Raw genomic sequence first — 21,076 nt, 5'->3', positions numbered from 1 at the left:
CGGGGGTTTCACACCCCCGGACCCCCGTGGGATATTTGGAAAAAGAAGAAGGAAGCGGGATCATCGTCCGAAAGCCCCGGGGCCGCGAAGCCGGGCGTGGCGGTTGACGTCCTTGTAGAGCAGGTAGCGGAAGGGGCCGGGGCCGGCGGCGTAGCAGGCCTGCGGGCAGTAGGCCCTGAGCCACATGAAGTCGCCCGCCTCGACCTCGACCCAGTCGCGGTTGAGCCGGTAGACCGCCTTGCCCTCAAGCACGAAGAGCCCGTGCTCCATCACATGCGTCTCCTCGAAGGGGATCAGGCCGCCGGGCTGGAAGGTGACGATGTTGACATGCATGTCGTGGGCGAGGTCGTCCGGATCGGCGAAGCGGGTCGTCGCCCAGCGGCCGCCGGTTTCCGGCATCGCGACCGGGGTGAGGTCGCGGTCGGAGGTCACGATGGCCTGCGGCGCGGCGATGCCCGGTGCGGGTTCGTAGAGCTTGCGGATCCAGTGGAAATGCGCGGTGTGGTCCGATCCGTTGTGCAGCCGCCAGACTGAGCCCGGCGGGATGTAGGCGTAGCCGCCGGCCTCGAGATCGTATTCCTTGCCGTCAAGGGAGAGCCAGACCTCCCCCCTGGTGACGAAGAGAACGCTTTCGGCGCCGGGTTCATTGTCGGGCGCGTCGGAGCCGCCGCCGGGGCCCACCTCCATCACGTACTGGCTGAAGGTTTCGGAAAACCCCGTCATCGGGCGGGCGATCAGCCACATGCGGGTCTGGCGCCAGCCCGGCAGCAGGCTGGTAACGATGTCGGAAAAGCAGCCCTTCGGGATGACGCAGTAGGCCTCGGTGAAGACGGCGCGGCCGGTCATGAGCGAGGTTTGCGGCGGCAGACCGCCTTCTGGGGCATGGTAGGTGCTGGGGGCACGGGTCATCGGGTCGAGGTCCTTCATCTGGGCAGCATGTCCCGGAGGCGAATTTCGGCGATGCGTTCGACCTGCTGGCAGGCCTCGTCGAACTCGGTGTCGGTGTCGTTGGCGATGCGGCGGCGGAAGGCCGCGAGGATCGAGGCCTTGGTGTTGTCGCGCACGGCGATGATGAACGGGAAGCCGTGGCGCGCGACATAGGCGGTGTTCAGTTCGGTGAAAGCCGCGCGTTCGTCGTCGGTCAGCGCGTCAAGCCCGGCGGTGGCCTGTTCGTGCGTCGACTCGGCGGTCAGGCGCCGCGCCTGCGCGAGTTTTCCGGCAAGGTCGGGGTGCGCGGTCAGCACGCCCAGGCGTTCCGTGCGCGAGGCGGAGCGGAACACGCGGGCCAGCGCGTTGTGGAGCCCAGTCGCGGTGTCGTGGGCAGGGCCAAGCTCCAGCTCCCAGGCGCGGTCCGCGATCCAGGGGGAGTGTTCGAAGACGCCGCCGAAGCGGGCGACGAAGGCGGCCCTGTCCATCCGGCTTGGCCGGTCGAAGCGGCGGGGCGGATGGGTGGCCGCCCAGTGCCGCGCGATGTCGAGCCGGCGGGGGAACCAGACGCCGTCGTGGCGCTTCGCGTAGGCCAGGAACCGGCGCAGGCCCGCGATCTTGCCGGGCCGTCCGATCAGGCGGCAGTGGAGCCCGACGCTCATCATCTTCGCGCGGCCTGCTTCGCCCTCGCGGTAAAGCTCGTCGAAGGCGTCCTTGAGGTAGGTGTAGAACTGCTCGCCCTCGATGTAGCCCGGCGCGGTGGCAAAGCGCATGTCGTTGGCTTCGAGCGTGTAGGGAATGACAAGCTGATCCCGTTCGCCGGCCTCGATCCAGTAGGGCAGGTCGTCGTCGTAGGTGTCGGATATCCAGTCGAACCCCTGTTCGGCCGTCAGCCGCACGGTGTTGAGCGAGCAGCGCCCGGTGTACCAGCCGGTCGGGCGGCTGCCCGTGACCTCTGTGTGCAGGCGGATCGCCTCGGCGATCTGGCGCCGCTCCTCCTCCTCGGGCATGTCGCGATGTTCGACCCACTTCAGCCCGTGGGACGCGATTTCCCATCCCGCCGCCTTCATCGCAGCGACCTGTTCGGGGGATCGCGCAAGCGCGGTCGCGACACCGTAGATGGTGACGGGGACGTCCATCTCGGTGAACAGCCGGTGGAGCCGCCAGAACCCGGCGCGGGCACCGTATTCGTAGATCGATTCCATGTTCCAGTGCCGCTGGCCGGGCCAGGGTTGGGCGCCTGCGATGTCGGACAGGAACGCCTCGGACCCGGCATCGCCGTGCAGGATGTTGTTCTCGCCGCCTTCCTCGTAGTTCAGCACCAAGCTGACGGCGACCTTCGCGCCGCCCGGCCAGCCGGCGTCCGGCGCATCGGGTCCGTAGCCGGACATGTCGCGGGGATATCGGTTCATCGCTTGGCTCCGGCAGTTCGGGACGCCCTAGGCATAAGCCCGGGCGCGAGGGAAGATTATCAAAAAAATCCCGAAAGAGCTTTCGGAATCCGGGGCGGTCGCATTTCGGTGTCGTCCATCGCATGATGCACGCGACCGGAATGGAGGGCGGATCATGGCCGAGGGCTATCTGACGACGCATGTGCTGGATACCGCGCGGGGCGTGCCGGCGGCGGGGCTGGAGATCGAACTCTTCCGGCTGGACGGCGGTGAACGGGTTTCGCTGGCTCGGATGCGCACGAACGCGGACGGGCGGACCGATGCGCCGATCCTGCCGAAGGGGGCCTTTGCCACCGGCGGCTATGAGCTTGTCTTTCACGCCGGGGCCTATCTGGACGCAACCGGCGCCCCGCCCGAGGCGCCGCGATTTCTGGACGTCATCCCGATCCGCTTCGGCATCTCGGACGCGGAGGCGCACTATCACGTGCCGCTCCTGCTGTCGCCTTTCGGCTATTCGACCTATCGCGGCAGCTGATCAGACGCCCACATAGGCGGCGAATTGCGGTGCAGCGGGCGTCAGCCCCGCGGCATCGACCGTTTCGGCCACCGTGCCGCCGGTCATGAAGGCCACGCGATCGGCGACCGACAGAACCGCGTCGACCCTCTGTTCGACGAGGATGGTGGCCACGCCGGTTGCCTTCAGCGCCACCACCGTGTCGCGGATCAGCGCGATCATCGAGGGTTGCAGCCCCTCGGTCGGTTCGTCGAGAAGCAGCACCTTGGGTTCGAGGCAAAGCGCGCGGGCGATGGCCAGCATCTGCTGTTCCCCGCCCGAAAGCGTGCCCGACACCTGGTTCAGGCGTTCGCGCAGGCGCGGGAAGAGGGTCAGCACCTCTTCGCGCGTGCGCTGGCCGCGTCGGCGGGTCATCAGGCCGATCTCGATATTCTCGGCGACCGTCAGTTCGGCGAACAGCCTGCGGCCCTGCGGGACATAGCCGATGCCGTGGCGCGGCACCTCGTGCGCGGGAAGGCCGGTAACGTCGAGCCCGTCGAGCACGATGGAGCCAGCCGTGGCGGGGACAAGGCCCATGATTGTCTTCAGCATGGTGGACTTGCCAGCACCATTGCGGCCCATGACGCACAGCACCTCGCCGGTGCGCGCCTCGATCGTCAGCGCGCGCAGGACCTGAACCGCGCCATAGCCTGCGTCGATGCCCGAAAGCGTCAGCATTCAGCCCCCCAGATAGGCGGCCTGCACCGCCGGGTTGGCCCGGATCGCCGCGGGGGTTCCGGTCGCCAGAACCTCGCCGAAGTTCAGGACTGTGATGCGCTCCGCCAGGTCCATGACCACGTCCATGTTGTGTTCGATCAGAAGCACCGTGGTTTCGGGCACGACCTGGCGCACCAGCGCCTTGAACGTGTCGATCTCGGCATTGGCCAGGCCCTGCGTCGGCTCGTCGAGGATGAGGAGGCGCGGCTTCAACGCCAGCCCCATCGCGATCTCGAGCACGCGCTGGTGGCCATAGCTGAGGGTTCCCGCGATCTGGTCCGCGCGGTCGGCAAGGCCCACACGCTCCAGCGCCGCGCGGGTGTCCGCGTCCAGCGGCCCGCCCCGGCGCTGCACGGCCAGCGCCACGTTGTCGAAGACGGTCAGGTTGGCGAAAATCTGGGTGATCTGGAAGGTGTAGGCGATGCCGCGCCCGACCCGTTTGTGCGCGGGCAGCCGGGTGATGTCGGCGCCGGCAAAGCGGATGGTGCCGGCCTGCACCGGGACGCGACCGCACAGAAGGCTGACGAAGGTGGTCTTGCCCGCACCGTTCGGGCCGATGAGCGCGTGGATCTCCCCCTCGGCCAGGTCGAAATCCACCCCGTCGACGGCCTTCAGCCCGCCGAAGTGGCGAGTCAGGCCCCGCGCCTCGAGCAGCGTCACGGCAGCCATTTCAGCCACCTGTCGCGAAGCGTGCCAAGGATGCCTTTCGGCGCGAAGAGGACAAGAAGGACAAGCGCCGCGCCGACGACCAGAAGGCTGGCCGTGGTGAACGCGCTCGAATAGTCGATGAGGTAGAACATGAGAAGCGCACCGACCAGCGGGCCAAGGACGGTGCCCGCGCCGCCCAGCAGGACCCAGAGCAGCGGCAGGATCGAATACTGGGTCGAGGCGAGGCTGGCGCCCACATAGCCGAACAGCAGCCCGTAGGCCGCCCCCGCCGCGCCCGCGTAAAGGCCGGAGATCACCAGCGCGGCCAGCTTGCGGGCATAGGGGTCGTAGCCGAGCATCCGGCTGCGCTCCTCGTTCTCGCGCAGTGCCACCATCACGCGACCGGTGGGCGAGCGGACGAGCCACAGTTTCAGCACCAGCCCGGCCGCGAAAAGGCCCAGGCCCACGAAGTAGCGCGGCAGGTCGGCCGACAGGTCGAACCCCATCAGCACCCGCGCCTCCCGCGCGATGACGATGCCCTCGTCGCCGCGTGTCCAGGCCGTGTTGTAGAGGATGGTCAGGTAACCCGCCTGCGCGAACATCAGCGTGACGATCATGAAGGCAACACCCTGCGTCCTGAGCGCGAGGAGCCCGACCACCGCCGCCGCAAGACCACCCGCGACAATCCCCGCCAATGCTGCGGGACCGGCGCCGACGCCCGCGTGCTGCACCAGCATGCCCGCGCCATAAAGCCCCGCGCCGAAGAAAAGCGCGTGGCCAAGGCTCAGCAGGCCGGTGTAGCCGAAGGCGATGTTGTAGCCCATCGCGTAGGTGGCCAGCACCATCACCTTGGCGACGTTGGTCTGGTGGTAGGCCGGCAACAGGAATCCGCCCGCCAGGAGGAGCGCGAGCACGGCAAGGTGAACGGCCCAGATCCGGGTGGCGACGGTCACAGCGCGCGCCTCCCGAACAGACCCTGCGGGCGGAAGACGAGGACGAGGGCGACCAGAAGCGTCGCCACGATCTTGGCCAGGGTCGGCGCGAAGAAGGTGGAGATGACCCCGTCCGACAGCCCGATCAGAAGGGCGGCGATGACCGTGCCGCGCAGGCTGCCCAGCCCGCCGATGATCACGACGATGAAAGAGAGGAGCAGCGGGTCGGTCCCCATCAGGTAGTGCGCCTGCTGGATTGGTACGATCAGCACCGCCGCCAGCGCGGCCAGCCCGCCGCCCAGCGCGAAGACGCCGGCATAGACGCGGTCCACGTTGATGCCAAAGGCGCGGGCGGTCTCGCGGTCATACTGCGTCGCCCGCATGATCAGGCCGACGCGGCTTTTCGCCAGAAGCCGCCAGACCCCCAGAAGCACCAGGGCCGAGGCCGCGACGACCGCGATCTTGTAGCCGGAATAGCCGAACCATGGCAGCTGGACGCGGAAGTTGAAGGGCGCCGGCACCGGGCGCGCATCGGGACCGTAGAACGACAACGCCGCCTGCTGAAGGATATAGAGAAGGCCGATGGTGGCGACGATCGTCGCCTCGGGCTGGTAGTTCAGGCGCTTCAGCACCACCATGTCCGCCAGCGCCGCGATGGCGGCGACGAACAGCGGGCACAGGATCAGCGCCGCGACGAAGGCCACGGCAGGCGGACCCGGCACCCATTGCGAAACGAACCAGGCCGAAACCGCGCCCAGCATGAAAAACTCGCCATGCGCGACGTTGACCACGCGCATGATGCCGAAGACGAGGCTGAGCCCGACCGCGGCAAGCGCGAGCACCGCCGAGGTCACCATGCCCTCCATCAGGGCCAGAAGCAGGAAGGGTCCGAAGCTCACGCAGATCCTCTGACGTCAGTGCGGCAGGGGCGCGGCACGCCCCCGCCCGGTTCGACAGCGGTCAGAAGGACTGCGAGGTATAGTCGACCTCGTCCGGATAGTACCCGTCCTCGAGCGAGGTCTGGTGCACGCGGATCAGCTTGCCACCCTGAACCTGCGTGATCGACTGCAACCCGAAGGCCTGGTGGGTCTTGCCGTTGAAGGTCTTGGCCCCCTGCGGATGTTCGCGGCTTTCGGCGAACTCGGTCATCGCCTCGATCGCCTCGACCAGCTTCTGACGGTCTGCCGGGCCCTGATAGCCGGCCGCCTCCATCCCCGCCTTGATGACGAAAAGCGTTTCCCAGGTGGAAAACATGTGGGCATAGGTCGCCACGTCCGCCGGGTCGGTGACCGAGGCGCCGTTGTCGTCAACCCCCACCGCGGCGCGGTAGAACACCTCGTGCTCCGAGGCGTCGGCCTGCTTGACACGCGGGTGGCCTTCCCAGAAATGCGACCCTTCCAGGAACTCGAGGCCGGGAGAGGCGATGTCGACCGCTTCGAGCGAATCGATGAAGCCGAAAAGCTGCGGCCGCGCGCCCGAGCCGTAGAATTCGCCCAGTTCCTTGACGAAGGTCAGGACGGCGGGGCCCACCATGACGTGATAGATCACCTCGGTCTCGGCCGGGATCTGCGGGAAGTAGCGGGTGAACGAGGTTTCGGTCGGGGGAATCGCGATCTGGGCGATCACCTCGCCCCCCTGCGCGGCGATGGCGGCGGTGAAGTAGTCGCGGTGGTCGTGGCCGAAAGCGAAGTCGGGGAAGATCATCGTGACCTTCTTGCCAAGGTTGCCCGCGACCCAGGGCGCCATGCCCTGCACCTGGCTTTTCACATCGGTGATGCCGGGTTGCAGCGTCCAGCGGTTCAGCATGCCCGAGGCGACGTGATGCCCCTCGGAACACACGAGATAGGGCACCTTCAGTTCCGCCGCGCGCGGCGCCGTGCCGATCACGACGTGGGAAAAGAGCGCGCCGAAGACCAGATCGCAGTTCGACTGCGTGGCCAGCTTGCCAAAGACCTCGGCCCCGCGGGCGGGGTCGGTGCCGTCATCCTCGAAAATGATCTCGACCGGGCGGCCGTTGATGCCGCCGGCCTCGTTCAGCACCTTGAGCGCCGCGGTGGCGGTGCGTTCGTACCAGCGGCCATAGGAGGCGCCGATGCCGGTACGGTGAAGCTGGAAGCCCAGCCGGATAGGCTCGCTGCTTTGCGCATGCGTGTAGCCGGGGAAGAACGAGGGCAGCGCGAGCGCGCCCGCACCTGCCGCCATGCCCGTCAGGACAGAACGACGGCTCTGGGATTTTCCGATCAGTCTGGATGTCATGTGTCATCTCCGCTGCTGGGTCTGGCGCGCGGCTTTCCGCGCCCGCGCCTTCGGTTCAGATTGTGCGTATGCAAATGAAAAGTCCAAGGGTTTTTTCAGCCCGCGGCCGGGGTGGACAGGAGCCAGAGGCCGAACACCGTGTAAAGCACCATGAGTGCGGCGACAGGAAGCTGCGCGATGCGCCGCGTCTGCAATCCGGCGGCGCGCGCGATGTGGGCGGCCAGCAGCACGGCCAGCAGATGCGCCGACAGGATGATCGCCCAGTGCGCCTGCCAGATCAGACGGACGGAGTCCTCGCGCACGAGGAACCCGAAGCCGACCCAGTGCTCGGGCAACCCGAGCAGCGCCCAGTCGCGGTGGAAAGGGTCGTTCAGGGCTACCAGCACATACTGGCCGGATGAGAGCAACGCGACAAGGTAATGCGCGACGTGGTATCCCGTGGCGATCGGCAGGAAGGACAGCACGGTGGGCCCGGCCGCGCGGCCGAAGGACAGCGCGACCCGGCCGGACAGCGCCAGTTCCGCGCGGATCGCGGCGGCGATCAGTCCCGACATGACCGCCCAGGTGGCCAGAAGGCCCAGCGTGTTCACCCCTATCACCGCGGACCGCCCCGGCACGTCGAGCGGGTTGATCCCGATCAGCGCCAGCCACCAGAACGTCTCATGCAGCCCGTCGAAGCTGACCGAGGCGAGGACCGCGGTGACAAAGGCGGCCTGCGAAAGGGTCAATGGCGCCATGCCGACGATCTGCGCGCCCGGCCAGCCGAGGCGAAAGGTCAGCCGGCCGTTGTCACGCTCGGCCCAGAGCGGCGCGATCTTCGCAACGAAGCCGAAGTAGACCGTCAGGAACTCGCCCTTCTCCAGCCAGTCCTCCCCCTCGGCCACGGCAAGCACGAAGATCGTGACCCAGTAGAGAAGGACGGCGCGCGCCAGCACGGCGGGATCTGCGGGGGCGAGCGAGACGATCTCGAACCAGGCGAACCCCATGTATCCCGCGACCGCGGACCAGTGGCCAAGCCGCGACAGGCCGATACCTCCCCTGCGCCCCAGCGCGCGCCGCGCCGCGCGCACCGGCCCCGTCCAGGGATCGAGGCCGCGCCAGAGGTTGCCGAAGACCGCAACCGCCAGCGTGAGGGCGACCCAAAGGACGATCCAGACGGTGAGCGTCAGCAGGTTGCCAAAGGGGTCGCGGTTGCCGAAGAAGCCCACGCAGACCAGCAGGCCGAGAAGGAGCGCAGAAAACCAGCTGCCAAGGTCGCGCGGCACCACGGGGCGCGAGATCAGCCGGACGGACCGCGGCGCCGGCACGCGGGCAGCGAAGGTCACGATCAGCGCGGACAGCGCGACCGCAGCACCAGCGGCAACAAGATAGGGCGTTGTTGGCAGCGTGTGCAGCACCGCCCGCTGCGTCGCGTGGGCAAAAGCCGCCCCAGGCAGGAGCAGCGCGGAAAGGATCGTGACGGCCATGCGATGCATCGGCACCCCCATTCGGCGCGAGAGTGGCCGAAACGGGACCGGCAGGCAACGGGCGCTCATTCGCCGTAGGGCACCCAGATGTTCTTGATCTGCGTGGCGTGATCCAGAAAACCACGCCCCTGCCCCTCGGCCGAAAGCCAGTCGCGGTTCCTGACGATCCAGGTCGCCTTGAGGTTGCCCGCGCATTCCGCCTCGACCATGGCCGCGCCGGCAGCGCTGCCGCAGTACCACATCGCCGCCACGTCGTCGTGGCCGGCGAGCGTCTTTGCAAGCTCGTCGCGCGGCCCGGTCACGATGTTGACGACGCCGCCGGGCAAGTCCGAGGTGTCGAACACCTGGTAAAGATCGGTGGCGGCGAGCGGCATGTTCTGCGAGGGGATCGCGACCACGCGGTTGCCCATGGCGATGGCCGGAAGCACGAGGCTGAGGAACCCCAGAAGCGGCGCGTCAGTCGGGCAGGCCAGGCCCATAACCCCGAAGGGTTCGGGCATGGCGAGCGTCACATGGGCCGACTTCGTCGCATGCACCGCGCCGTCGAACTTGTCGGCCTGTGCCGCATACCAGAAGGCGCGGCGGATAGCCGTCGCGACCTCCTCCTGCGGTTTCGGAACCCGCGCGGAGGCAAGGCGCCGGGCGAATTCCGCGTCCCGCGCGGACAGGTTTTCGGCCAGGTAGTAAAGCACCTGCGCGCGGTTGTGGCCGGTGGCCTTGCCCCAGCCGGAGGCCTTGTGCGCGGCCTCGACCGCGTTGCGGATATCCTTGCGGTTGCCAAGTCCGGCAAGCCCGATGACCCCGCCTTTGCCGCGCACGGCGTAGGAATGGCCGCCGTCCGGGCGCTTCTGCGCGCCGCCGATGTAGAGCTTTGCCGTCCGGTCGATCGGGTCCGCCCCGGCCGGGGCCTCCGGCACGGGTGCCGCGTCGGGGGCGACCGGGGCCGGTTCCGCCTTCGCCTTCACCGGAACCTCTGTAAGGTATTCGCCCATCCCCTCGCGCCCGCCCTCGCGGCCGAAGCCGCTTTCGCGGTAGCCGCCGAAGCCGGCGCCCGCATCAAAGACGTTGGTGGCGTTGATCCAGACCACCCCCGCCTTGACCTTCGAGGCCACGTCGAGAGCCAGGTTGATGTTCTCCGACCAGATCGAGGCGGCAAGGCCGTATCGGGTGTTGTTGGCCAGTTCCACCGCCTCGTCCGGGGTGCGGAATGTGGTCAGCGTGGCGACCGGGCCGAAGATCTCGACCTCGGAGAGGATGTTGGCCGGCGCCACGTTGGTCAGGAATCCCGGCGCATAGAAACTGCCCCTGTCCGGCAACCGGCAGGGCGCCTGATGCAGCACCGCGCCTTCCGCCTCGCCCTGCGCGACCAGATCGCGGATGCGGGCAAGCTGGACCGGGTCGACGATCGCGCCCATGTCGGTCGACTTGTCGAGCGGATCACCCACGCGCAGCTTGCCCATCCGCACAGCCAGCCGTTCGGTGAAGTCGCGCGCGATCCCCTCCTGCACCAGGATGCGCGACCCGGCGCAGCAGACCTGGCCCTGGTTGAACCAGATCGCGTCCACCACGCCCTCGACCGCGGCGTCGATATCGGCATCGGCGAAGACGACGAAGGGCGACTTGCCGCCAAGTTCCAGCGTCAGCTTCCTGCCCGTGCCCGCCGTGGCCCTGCGGATCGCCCGCCCGACCTCGGTGGAGCCGGTGAAGGCGATCTTGTCAACCTCGGCCGCGACCAGCGCCGCCCCGGTCGCTCCGTCGCCGGTGACGATGTTGACGACCCCTTTCGGCAGCCCGACCTCGGCGCAAATCTCTGCGAAGGCGAGCGCGGTCAGGGGGGTGTATTCGGCGGGTTTCAGGACGACGGTGTTGCCCGCCGCCAGCGCGGGCGCGATCTTCCAGGCCAGCATCAGGAGCGGGAAGTTCCACGGGATGATCTGCCCGCAGACCCCCACCGGGCCGCGGCCGGGAAACTCGTCTGCCAGCACCTCGGCCCAGCCGGCGTGGTGGTAGAAATGGCGCGCAGCCAGCGGCACGTCGATGTCGCGCGTCTCGCGGATCGGCTTGCCGTTGTCGAGCGTTTCCAGCACCGCAAGGAAGCGCTCGCGCTTCTGGATGTGGCGGGCCAGCGCATAGAGATGCCGCGCGCGCTCATGCCCCGAAAGCCTGGACCAGCGGGACAGGGCGGAACGGGCAGCCTTGACCGCGGCGGCGACATCGGCGGCCGTGCCTTGCGTCACCTTCGCCAGCAGATCGCCGGTGGCGGGGTTCCTGACATCGAAGGTCTGCCCCGGCGCGGTGAAGCGGCCGCCGATGAAGTGGCCGAAGCTTCCGCGTGTGGATAGCCACTTCGTCACCTCGCCCGTGGCTTCCGGGGCCGGTCCGTAGTCCATGCTCTCAAGAATTTCCGTCACGCTGGGCATCGGCTCGCTCTGTCTGTTGTTCCGGGTCTGAAGGTCGGTTCCACCCCGCTCATGCCAGCGCATGGCGGGACGAGGCCGCGTAGCGCCCGGTCAGGTGATGTTCCAGTTGGCGTTCGATATCGGCAAGCATCGAGGACGCGCCGAGACGGAAGAGATCGGGGCGCAGCCAGTCGTTGCCCAGTTCCTCTTTCATCAATATCTGCCAGGCGAGGGCGTCCTTCGCCGTCTTCATGCCTCCCGCGGGCTTGAACCCCACGCGAAAGCCCGTGCGCGCGCCGTAGTCGCGCAGCGCCCGCGCCATGACGAGCGAAACGGGCAGCGTGGCGTTCACGCCCTCCTTCCCGGTCGAGGTCTTGATGAAGTCCGCGCCGGCCTGCATGGCGACCATCGACGCCTTGTAGACATTGCGCAGCGTCTTCAGGTCGCCCGTGGCGAGGATCGCCTTCAGGTGGGCGGGCCCGCAGGCCTCACGCATGGCGGCGATCTCGTCGTAGAGTGCTGACCAGTTGGCGTCGAGGACATGGGCGCGGGTGATGACGATGTCGATTTCCTCCGCCCCCTGATCGACGGCATAGAGGATCTCTGCCAGGCGCAGGTTCAGGGGCATCAGCCCCGCCGGAAAGCCGGTCGCGACCGAGGCGACTGGAATGCCGCTGCCCGCCAGCGCCTTGACCGCGGGGGAGACCATCGTGGGATAGACGCAGACCGCACCCGTCGTCAGCCGGTCAAGGCCAAGGCCCGCCATGATGTGATCGGCCACGGGCTGGCGCGCCTTTGCGCACAGCCGGCGCACCCGGTCCGGTGTATCGTCGCCCGCGAGCGTGGTCAGGTCCATGCAGCGGATTGCATTCACGAGCCAGGCCGCCTGCCATTCCTTCTTCACCGTCCGTCGCGTCGTCAACGTCGCCGCACGGCGTTCGGCGGCCGGAGTGTTCACCGCGATGTGGTCGAACCAGTCGAGCGTCAGGGGAACGCCCGGATTGCGCTGGTTGTGCGACAGGGGCTGGGCCCGTTCGGCCGTCATGGGCGCACCTCTGGCTGCGTTGTCACGGCGATCATACCGCGGGACGCTAGCGAATGTCGCGCCCCTTCGCAACGAAGGAATTTGACCACACGGTCAGGATTTTAACGCCGCGGTCTCCCCTTCCAGGTGTCGAGCCAAGCCCGGAACCGGCCCCAGAGCCCGCGGGCCTTCGCCGCCGCCTGATCGGCGCGGGCATCGACGCTGTCCCAGGCTTCCTCCGCGTCCTCGACCATCGGGTCGATCATGCGTTCGCGGAACTGGAGCCACATGCGGCGGAGCATGAACAGGATAACCGCAAGGAATGTCAGGATAACGATGTTGACCCAGGGAATGATGGTGGCGTCCGGCCCTTCCACCGGCCTGACAGAAATCGCGTTCGGGAAGGTCGAGAGATAGACGATGCGCCAGCCGTAGTGGGTGACGGAAACCCATTTCGGCGCCTCGGCGGTGGATTTCAGATCCTCGGCCTGGGTCTGGAGGTTGGCGGTGTCGAACTTGAAATAGGGCGGCCAGGACCAGCCCGTATCCTCATTGCGGTAGACATGCGGCTTGCCGTCCGCGTCCACAGCCTGGATGAACTGCACGTCGCGATTGATCAGGCCGGTGGCCTGATCGTCCGGGCTGGCCCAGAAGATCCGCGTCCAGTCGTCCAGGTCCTGCCGTTCCTGATACGTGTTCACGATCCGCACGATGTCGTGCTGTGGCAGCGTGTAGTGGAAAAAGCCGAAGACGGTCAGCGCCAGCAAAGTGAGGATGGTCCATTTCGCGTATCTCATCGTCGCCTCACGTATCGTTCAGGTAAAGCAGCGTCAGCACGACAAGGGTCGGGATGACGTAGACAAGCCAGATCAGCTTCCGGCGCAGGCTCCGGCGATAGTCGGCCAGGCCCGTCTCGATATAGGCATCGCGCGCGTCCGGGTCATCCCCGTTCGCGGGGTCGCCGTCCCATTCCTTCTCCAGCCGCTCGCGCTCGACCGAGCGGGAATAGACCGACAGGAGGAGATAGGCGATGGTCATGCCGATGAAGCCGAATATGGCGAGGCGGACAAAACCGATCATCTTCGCTCCCTCCTGACCGCGCCCCACGGGCCCACGGTCCCGACGATATCACGATCCCAGGGTCCGGGCGTCATCGGCGGTTCGTCCCCGAACAGCGCGCGGCGGGTGCCGTTCTTGTCCATCTGGTATTCGCGCGCCAGGAAGTCGGCGACGAAGTCCTTCTTCGCGTCCGGCCAGGCCCGGTAGATGTCGTAGAACAGTTCCTTGTGGCAGATGAAAAGCTGGCGAACGTCCAGTGGCGAAAGCTCCGACAGGAGCATGTTCACAAGGTCGCGGTCTTTATGGGGCCGGGACCGGAGCGTGTAGAAATACGCCGGATGGGCCGAGGTGATGCGCGGCCACCGGCCCCCGGTCTCGACCCAGCGCAGAAGGGCGGCAAGCCCCTCGAACTCCTCCGGCAGGCGGTTGCCCAACGTGCCGGCAATCTGGCGCAGGTCGCGCCTTGTGCCCGCGCCGGTGTCGAGGCCAAGCCGGGCGGCGGCATCGACCAGGATGAAGTCCATCTTCTGGCGCAGCACCGCCCCGGCGTCGAGGCCGCGCGCGTTCACGATGGGCTCCACCAGGTTGTTCAGCTCAAGGAACTGGGCGACCTGGTTGCGATCCTCGAGGTCGAAGACATGCTTGACCGGCAGGGGCCCCAGCTTCTCCTTCGGGCCGACCGAGATGGCGGCTGGATGCTCCATGTCCCGGAACAGGTAGACGCCGCCGAAATGCGCAGTCCAGAAATTGCCCTGCTCGAACACCGTGGATTTCAGCGCCACCGGATTCTTCGTCACATCGCCGGTCTTTGCCGCCAGGCCGATCATCTCGGCGATCAGCACATCGTCCCACCAGCCGTCCTCCTCGGTCCGGAACCGTTCGACAAGCTGGGAAAGCCTGCGCCCCTCGGCGATATGGTTGCCGGTGGTGTCGGCGACGACCGTGACGCGGCGGATGTCGAACAGCCGCTTCGGCTCGGTCAGGTCGAAGACGGTGTTTTCCAGTTCGCCGGCCACCGCGTCCCGCGCGGTCAGCGTGAACAGCTCCGCCTCGTTCTCCTCGATGAAGCGGGTGAGGATCCCGCGCGAGGTGGAGAACTTCGCGTTCAGGAGCGGCGCGGTCTTCTGGTCGGTGGTCAGCAGGATGAACTGCCGGTTGCAGCCGTTCCGGTTGAGGTAGAGGTCATCGCCCAGCTCGTCGCCGATTTCCGGCGAATACCCCGACAGGTCGATGTGGAAGTCGGCCAGCGCGGTGGTCTTCCCCGTCAGCGCCTTCAGCGCCCGGTTGTAGCGTTCGACAAGGGCGGGGCTGTCCACCGGGATCAGGTTGCCGAACATCAGGCCGCGGGTGATGAGGCGGTTCATCTGCCTCGCCCCAACTTGCCTCGCAGGTAGCGCTCCACTGGCGCTAGCGCCTTCACGAAATCCATCCGAAACACGTCGTCCTCTTTCAACATGTCGTAGAGGATATTCCGCTCCCCTTTGAGGATCTTGCGATACTCGCGAGCCAGCTCGGTGTCTCTGCTGTAGTGCGCATCGAGGTAAAGATTGATGTAGGCCCAGAGTTCGCGCTCAAGCTTCCTCAGTTCAGATACTTTTTTGGAAAGTTCTTCACCCCACACCGCATCCGCTTCGATCATCAGGGATGATAGCTCGATTGCTTGCTCCTGATGGCGCGACCACCGCCTTGAATAGGCACTTCTCACACTTTCCTGACGCTGCTCCACTTCCGAAAGCTTTGATTCCTGTTCGGCATCCAAGCGCATTTCACCAGCAAACATAGCAGGATGTCTTACTGCATAGAGTGAGTCACGAAACCGATACAGCGCGATCAAGATACGACGAGCTAACTCGGCGTCAGCAGTCCAAATGTTTTGGTTCTTCCACGAGTTCAAACCTGACCGTGCGGCGCACGCCGCCAAGACCGCTGCGCCAGCCATCACCCAGTTCGCCAGCGCACTCCAAGACTCCGGGCCCATCACCCCTTCCCCTCCAGATACCGCCGCTTGGCCTCCTCCATCCGCCGCATGTCCCTGACGGCCCCCTCGATGGCCACCTCGTCAGACTTGTCGGCATAGCGGAACTCGCTGTCGGCGTAGCGGTTGATCTCCTGCACCACCATCTCGACGGTGATCGGCCGGCGCAGTTCGGTGATCATCGCGCGCTTCTCGTCATAGCCCTTGAACAGGAACAGCTCCGGCTGCTCCATCCATTCGTCGGGCAGTTCGAAGTCCATCGCGCGGACCTTCACCGCGTCGGTGATGTTCTTGATCGCGCGGCCGGTGAAACGCTCGTCCGCCTCCTGGATCGCCTTGAGGTAGGCGCCCAGCTTGGCGATCGTGTCCAGTTCGCCGATCCGCGCCCGGACCGCCTCGAACACCTGCACCAGCCCGTCCTCGGCCGGGCGCGCATGTTTCTCGAAGCTCTCCGCCACCGCCCGCTTGATCTCCTGCGCGGCGTAAAGCTCGTGGTTCCCCAGCGGGATCGCGTGGTTCTTGCCCAGGAGCAGCGCCAGGATGTCGATGTAATCCTCCCGCGTCTGCGGCCCGTCGACCAGAAACCGCGCCCCGGCCCGCTGCCGCAGCGCGTCGTCCACGTTCTCGGGGTAGTTGGAGAACATGCCGAAGGTGCAGTTGCCCCGCACGACCGTATTGGCGCCTGCAAAGGCCTCCATCAGCACCGCCGTGATCTCCTGCTGGCCCGCGCTCGACTGGCGGTCGCCGCGCTTGCCCGCCACCTGGTCGATGTCGTCAATGGTGCCGAATCCGATGACCGCGGGGTCCATCACGTTGGTGATGAAAGCCTTCGCGTTCTGCCCCGACTTGCCCTGATACGAATCCACATTGTCGATCGACAGGTTCTGGTAGCGGAACGGATACTTCGCCACCTGGCAGTAGTCGTTCAGAAGCCCTGCCATCATCTGGATCAGCGTCGTCTTGCCGGTCCCCGGCTTGCCGTCGCCCATGAAGGTGAAGATGAAGCCGCCCATCTCGGCGAAGGGGTTCAGCCGCTTCTCGAAGTCGTAGGCCATCAGCATCTTCGCGAGCCGCATCGCCTGATACTTGGCGATGTGGTTGCCGACGACCTCGTTCGGTTTTCTGAAGGTCATCACAAGCGTCGACCCGCGCGCCTTGCGGGCCGGCTCAAACCCCGAGATCGGGAAATCGTCGGCCTTGACGCGATAGTTGGCGCCGGTGAAGGTGGCCAGCCGCGGCGCGCCCTCCGCCCGGGCGCGCACCTTCGCCATCAGCTGCTCGGCAAAACCCAGCACCGTGGCGACCAGAAGCGCCTCGGTCGTTGCGTGCAGCCCGATCTTCTGGTCCAGTTCCCAGAGCGCGCCGTGGAGGGCAAGCGGCGCGTTGTCGGTCAGCACCTCCTCGACCGCACCCACCTCCACCGCCTGCTCGCTCGCCTGCGCAGCCAGGAGATAGGCGAGCGCATTGCCGAAGGTGTAGAGCACGGCCAGCGCCTCGGCCGAGAGCAGTTCGGAAAACTCGGTCGCGCGTTCCCGCGGCAAGCGGTTCTCGAGGTTGGCCTTCTTCAACTCGACCAGCGCGGTCTGGCCGGCGAAATGCTCGCCGACCGCCAGCGCGATGGCCAGCGCCCGCCGCAGCCCGTGCGCCACCGCCGCCTGCGTGGCCGAGGTCAGCGGATCGTCTCCGTCGGTATCCGCGATCCGGTCCAGCAGCCGAATCCCTTCGGTCCGCGCCGTCGACCGCGTCACCAGCCCCGGTGTGGTGGAACGGAAGCGGCGCTGCATGGAGGCGACCTCGGGCGACTTCTCCGCGGCGGGGAGCGAAAGCCGGGGCGTGCCGATGCGCGGCGCGTGGTCTATGCCCATCAGCATCTCGGTCGCAGACGCATAATGCGCCCGGATCTCGGCTTCCTTCAGTTCCATCTCGTTCAGCGGCGCCGTCATCGATAACCCTCGAACCCTTTCTTCTTTTCCCAAGTATCCTCGGGGGGTCCGGGGGGCAGAAAGCCCCCCGGCACGCTTCAGCCATAGACCAGCACCCGGCCTTCCCTGCCGACGACGAACTTGCGGACCGCGCGGAATCCCTCGGGATCCTTCTCGGCCAGAACCTGGAACGGCCGCTGCGGCAGGATCATCGACCGGGTGATCCGCGTGGCGCCCGTATCGGGACCAAGCCCGGCCAAGGGGTCGAGGCGGAAGATCTGCCGCTCGCTCGACGAGAACCAGCCCTTCTCGACCTCGACCCGCTCGCTTTCCAGTTCCTCGACGGTCCAGGCCAGCGCCCAGTCCTCGCCCGTGGGCGACCGCGCCTCCTCCAGCACCTCGCGGATCGGGCCGGTCTGCAAGGTGAAGGCCGAGGAATACATCGGCCCAAGATGGATCCGGCGCAGCCGTTTGGGGTGCAGGTCCGCGAAATCCGCGTCGAACCCCTTAGCAATCGTCAGGAGCTTGAGCCCGCCGACGGACTGCGCCAGCAGGTGTGCCTGCACCTCGGGCCAGCGCCCCTCGTCGAGCGGCAGCGCCTTCCTGCCCGAATCCTCGGCGTCGAGCAGGTAGAGGACGGGCACGTTCAACTGGCTGTCGTAGACACCCCAATGAATCAGGAACCGCCGCCGCCCGCCCGGCGCCTCGGCGATGAACTGCGCCTCCGGATGCATCTGCGCGAAGAAAAGCCCGCCCCGCACCAGCGCCTCGTAGTAAAGCCGCTGCGACATCGCGTATTGCAGCCGCGTCGGCACCACCCGCTCGCCCACGATCTGGCGCACCATCTCGTCCTTCAGGCGCGCCGCATCGGGCATGCCCGCCAAGTGCTTGGCCGCCTGCGCCGCGTCATTGGCCATGGTCACGATCTCCTGAAAGATCGGGAAGCCGCTTTCATGCAGGTCGATCGTCAGGTGCCGCTGGCCGATCCCCTCGATCCGGCCCGACACGAGGTACTTCAGGCTGAGCGCCCGGAACGTCGCCGCGATCGCCCGGACATGCGCCTGGGTCGCATCGCTTTCCAGCGCCGACAACGCACGGTCTTTCTCCATCGCCTCCGCGACACCGGCCAGCAGGCCGGTGATGCGCTCGAACTTCGCGAAGTAGCGTCGCGCGGCCAGATCGTCGTCGAGCGCCTTGTGGTCCGTGGTCAGGTCAAGGTCGGGCACTTACCCACCATAAAGGTTCTTGTCGTGCTTCTCGACAATGGCCTGGAACCGCCGTGCAAAACGTTCGTCGGCTTTCGCCTTCTCGGCCAGCACCTTTCGGGCAAAGACCATCTGGTCCTCGTGCGCCTCCATCATCTCGGCCATGCGCTGGTTGGTGGCCGATCCGATCCCGGCCATGGCCGCCTGCGCCTCCTGGTCGGTCTTCACCCCGATCTCGTTGATGCGGTGGGCCACGTCCTGCTGCTGCGCGGTCTTGAGGCTCTTGGTCAGCGCGTCGTATAGGACGACCCGCTGGCGGGTGTCGGTCTGCAGCTTGTTGATCAGCACCATCTGCGTCGCCGCCTGGTTCTGCAGGCTGTCGACCCAGGTCTTGCCCTTCTCGATATAGCGTTCCAGCGTCTGCGACTTCGCGAGCTTTACCTGCTCGTCCTGCACCATCGCGTTGTAGCGGGTATTCAGTTCGGCAAGCTCGCTTTCCAGCCTCGTGCGCGTCGCCGCGTCCTGCTCGACCGCGATCCGGTTCTCGATCTCGATGATCTTCGGGTCCATCGCCAGGATGTCGGCGCGCAGCCGCTCCAGGTCGGCCACGGTGACCTCGCGGTCCGAAAGCGTCTCCGTGAGGTTCGTCTCGACCCGGCCCTTGTGGTCGTTGAGGACCGCCAGCTGCCCCTCAAGCAACCGCACGATCGTGTCGGACTTGGCGATCAGGTCCTGCAGCTTGTCGTCGATCGAAGCGCCGCGCAGCCGCTCCTGCCGCATCGCCTCGGACTTGCCCTTGGAGAACATGCCGACGAAGCTTTCCCAGCCCGTCTTGTTGCGCATCTCGTCGAAATCGCGGGAAAATCCGGCCGTCACATCGTCAAGTCCCATGATCAGTTCGGCGATGTTGGCGTTCATGATCTCGGCATGCTTGTGCACGTCGTCAAGCGTCGCATTCTCGATGTCGATCGAGATGTCGTCGCCCGTCTTCAGCCGTGCCCGCGCGCTGTCGATCCGTGTCGTCAACTCCGCGATCCGGGCCTGCGCATCCTGGACCTGCTTCTGGCTTTCGCGGATCTGGGCGTCGAAATCGGCCATCTGCTCCTCCGATGTTAATCCCTATTACAATATGCACCGCACCGGCCCGCGGAAAAGGCCTTTGCCGGGGGAATATTCCAGAACCCGTCCCCCCCGTCACGCCATAAATCGCGCCCGGCTTGCGGCGCCCCCGGCACGGCGCTAGCGTTCGGGGATGACCGACGCCCCCACCGACGCCCTGGAGGACCGGATCGCCCGGGAAATCACCGCCCGCCGCCACGAACTCGTGGACCTGGCGCGCGACCTGATCCGCATCCCGACGCTCAACCCGCCGGGGCGCAACTATCGCGAGATCTGCGACTACCTCGCCGCGCGCCTCGCGCGGTCAGGCTTTTCGGTCGAACTGATCCGCGCCGAGGGCGCACCCGGCGATTCCGACGCCCACCCGCGATGGAACCTCGTCGCCCGCCGCGAGGGATCTGGCGCGGGCGACTGCGTCCACTTCAACTCGCATCACGACGTGGTCGAGGTCGGCCACGGCTGGACCCGCGACCCGTTCGCCGCCACCGTCGAGGGCGACCGCATCTACGGCCGCGGCGCCTGCGACATGAAGGGCGGGCTCGCCGCCTCCATCATCGCCGCCGAGGCCTTCGTCGCCGCCTGCCCGGACTTCCGCGGCGCCATCGAGATATCGGCCACGGCCGACGAGGAATCGGGCGGCTTCGGCGGTGTCGCCTATCTGGCTCAGCAGGGCCGCTTCGACCCCGCCCGCGTCCAGCACGTCATCATCCCGGAACCCCTGCACAAGGACCGCATCTGCCTTGGCCATCGCGGCGTCTGGTGGGCCGAGATCGAGACGAAGGGCCGCATCGCCCATGGCTCCATGCCCTTCCTCGGAGATTGCGCGGTGCGCCACATGGGCGCGGTCCTGGCCGAGATGGAGGCGGTGCTCTTCCCGTTGCTCGCCACCCGGCGCACCGCCATGCCGGTGATCCCGGAAGGCGCCCGGCAGTCGACGCTCAACATCAACGCGATCCACGGCGGCGCGCGGGAACCGGAAGACGGGTATACCGGCCTGCCCGCCCCCTGCGTCCCCGACCGCTGCCGCATCACCATCGACCGCCGCTTCCTGATCGAGGAGGATCTGGCGGAGGTCAAGCACGAGATCGCCGCGATGCTCGACCGGATCAAGGCCCGGCGCCCCTCCTTCGACTACGAGATTCGCGACCTCTTCGAGGTGCAGCCGGTGATGACCGCCCGCGACGCACCCGTGGTCCGCTCCACCGCCGCCGCGATCGAACGGGTTCTGGGGCGCGCGCCGGGCTATGTCGTCTCTCCGGGCACCTATGACCAGAAGCACATCGACCGCATCGGCCGGCTGAAGAACTGCATCGCCTACGGGCCCGGCATCCTCGACCTCGCGCACCAGCCCGACGAATGGGTGGGAATCGACGACATGGCCGACAGCGCCAAGGTCATGGCGCTCGTGCTCGCCGACCTTCTCGGCCCCTGATCTTCTTCTTTTTCCAAGTATCCCGGGGGTGTGGGGGCAGCGCCCCCACCC

At 66.9% G+C, this 21,076-nt stretch carries 19 protein-coding genes; 2 read left to right on the top strand and 17 right to left on the bottom strand.

Translation table 11 applies throughout. The annotated features are described in order from the left end of the window. Positions 1 to 60: 60 nt before the first annotated feature. Positions 61 to 927, bottom strand: coding sequence for a bifunctional allantoicase/(S)-ureidoglycine aminohydrolase (locus tag N5I32_RS12280; RefSeq protein WP_439648196.1), 867 nt, complete (start codon positions 925 to 927; stop codon positions 61 to 63). Beyond that, the gene (gene puuE, locus N5I32_RS12275) at positions 924 to 2,339 is read right to left on the bottom strand and encodes an allantoinase PuuE (protein ID WP_261496168.1); all 1,416 of its coding nucleotides are present in this window, start codon (positions 2,337 to 2,339) and stop codon (positions 924 to 926) included. Before puuE ends, N5I32_RS12280 begins: the two co-directional genes overlap by 4 nt. 154 nt (positions 2,340 to 2,493) lie before the next feature. Here puuE and uraH point away from each other — a divergent pair, with 154 nt between their 5' ends. Next, a complete protein-coding gene (gene uraH, locus N5I32_RS12270) occupies positions 2,494 to 2,853 on the top strand; it encodes a hydroxyisourate hydrolase (RefSeq protein ID WP_261496167.1) in 360 nt (119 codons plus the stop codon). Here the strand turns inward: uraH and N5I32_RS12265 are convergent, their stop codons facing one another. The 15 genes from N5I32_RS12265 to N5I32_RS12195 all read right to left on the bottom strand — a co-directional run bounded on the left by N5I32_RS12265 (position 2,854) and on the right by N5I32_RS12195 (position 19,572). After that, positions 2,854 to 3,549, bottom strand: a complete 696-nt coding sequence (locus N5I32_RS12265) for an ABC transporter ATP-binding protein (protein ID WP_261496166.1) — start codon at positions 3,547 to 3,549, stop codon at positions 2,854 to 2,856. It lies immediately after the preceding gene. Further along, positions 3,550 to 4,248, bottom strand: a complete 699-nt coding sequence (locus tag N5I32_RS12260) for an ABC transporter ATP-binding protein (protein ID WP_261496675.1) — start codon at positions 4,246 to 4,248, stop codon at positions 3,550 to 3,552. It lies immediately after the preceding gene. Then, the gene (locus N5I32_RS12255; RefSeq protein WP_261496165.1) at positions 4,245 to 5,189 is read right to left on the bottom strand and encodes a branched-chain amino acid ABC transporter permease; all 945 of its coding nucleotides are present in this window, start codon (positions 5,187 to 5,189) and stop codon (positions 4,245 to 4,247) included. Before N5I32_RS12255 ends, N5I32_RS12260 begins: the two co-directional genes overlap by 4 nt. Beyond that, the gene (locus tag N5I32_RS12250) at positions 5,186 to 6,067 is read right to left on the bottom strand and encodes a branched-chain amino acid ABC transporter permease (protein WP_261496164.1); all 882 of its coding nucleotides are present in this window, start codon (positions 6,065 to 6,067) and stop codon (positions 5,186 to 5,188) included. Before N5I32_RS12250 ends, N5I32_RS12255 begins: the two co-directional genes overlap by 4 nt. A gap of 61 nt (positions 6,068 to 6,128) precedes the next feature. Continuing rightward, positions 6,129 to 7,424 carry an ABC transporter substrate-binding protein gene (locus N5I32_RS12245; protein ID WP_439648195.1) on the bottom strand — a complete coding sequence of 432 codons (1,296 nt, stop codon included), beginning with the start codon at positions 7,422 to 7,424 and terminating at the stop codon, positions 6,129 to 6,131. A 95-nt stretch (positions 7,425 to 7,519) separates the two neighbouring features. Continuing rightward, on the bottom strand, positions 7,520 to 8,890 hold the full coding sequence (locus N5I32_RS12240) for a hypothetical protein (protein WP_261496163.1): 1,371 nt from the start codon (positions 8,888 to 8,890) through the stop codon (positions 7,520 to 7,522). 65 nt (positions 8,891 to 8,955) lie between these two features. Further along, positions 8,956 to 11,310 (bottom strand): aldehyde dehydrogenase family protein, encoded by a 2,355-nt coding sequence (locus N5I32_RS12235; protein WP_261496162.1) that lies wholly within the window; start codon positions 11,308 to 11,310, stop codon positions 8,956 to 8,958. Between the two features lie 49 nt (positions 11,311 to 11,359). After that, positions 11,360 to 12,334 (bottom strand): deoxyribose-phosphate aldolase, encoded by a 975-nt coding sequence (deoC, locus tag N5I32_RS12230; RefSeq protein ID WP_261496161.1) that lies wholly within the window; start codon positions 12,332 to 12,334, stop codon positions 11,360 to 11,362. Between the two features lie 101 nt (positions 12,335 to 12,435). Next, positions 12,436 to 13,110, bottom strand: coding sequence for a DUF1523 family protein (locus tag N5I32_RS12225; protein ID WP_261496160.1), 675 nt, complete (start codon positions 13,108 to 13,110; stop codon positions 12,436 to 12,438). Positions 13,111 to 13,117: 7 nt separating this feature from the next. Continuing rightward, the gene (locus tag N5I32_RS12220) at positions 13,118 to 13,393 is read right to left on the bottom strand and encodes a hypothetical protein (protein ID WP_261496159.1); all 276 of its coding nucleotides are present in this window, start codon (positions 13,391 to 13,393) and stop codon (positions 13,118 to 13,120) included. Next, complete coding sequence (locus tag N5I32_RS12215; RefSeq protein WP_261496158.1) at positions 13,390 to 14,736, bottom strand: DUF6638 family protein; 1,347 nt, start codon at positions 14,734 to 14,736, stop codon at positions 13,390 to 13,392. Before N5I32_RS12215 ends, N5I32_RS12220 begins: the two co-directional genes overlap by 4 nt. After that, complete coding sequence (locus tag N5I32_RS12210; protein ID WP_261496157.1) at positions 14,733 to 15,350, bottom strand: hypothetical protein; 618 nt, start codon at positions 15,348 to 15,350, stop codon at positions 14,733 to 14,735. The genes N5I32_RS12215 and N5I32_RS12210 overlap by 4 nt, the downstream gene beginning before the upstream one ends. Further along, positions 15,350 to 17,290, bottom strand: a complete 1,941-nt coding sequence (locus N5I32_RS12205) for an AAA family ATPase (RefSeq protein ID WP_261496156.1) — start codon at positions 17,288 to 17,290, stop codon at positions 15,350 to 15,352. The genes N5I32_RS12210 and N5I32_RS12205 overlap by 1 nt, the downstream gene beginning before the upstream one ends. Positions 17,291 to 17,367: 77 nt before the next feature. After that, positions 17,368 to 18,495 carry a hypothetical protein gene (locus N5I32_RS12200; RefSeq protein WP_261496155.1) on the bottom strand — a complete coding sequence of 376 codons (1,128 nt, stop codon included), beginning with the start codon at positions 18,493 to 18,495 and terminating at the stop codon, positions 17,368 to 17,370. Beyond that, on the bottom strand, positions 18,496 to 19,572 hold the full coding sequence (locus N5I32_RS12195; RefSeq protein WP_261496154.1) for a coiled-coil domain-containing protein: 1,077 nt from the start codon (positions 19,570 to 19,572) through the stop codon (positions 18,496 to 18,498). It abuts the gene before it with no gap. Positions 19,573 to 19,726: 154 nt separating this feature from the next. Between N5I32_RS12195 and N5I32_RS12190 the strand changes: the two genes are divergently transcribed. After that, positions 19,727 to 21,025, top strand: coding sequence for an acetylornithine deacetylase/succinyl-diaminopimelate desuccinylase family protein (locus N5I32_RS12190; protein ID WP_261496153.1), 1,299 nt, complete (start codon positions 19,727 to 19,729; stop codon positions 21,023 to 21,025). The last annotated feature ends 51 nt before the right edge of the window (positions 21,026 to 21,076 follow it).

The sequence above is a fragment of the Albidovulum sediminis genome, from assembly GCF_025380365.1.
GTDB lineage: Bacteria > Pseudomonadota > Alphaproteobacteria > Rhodobacterales > Rhodobacteraceae > Albidovulum > Albidovulum sediminis.
Note: the sequence above shows the minus strand (reverse complement) of the source record. Positions and strands in the feature narration are given on the sequence as shown.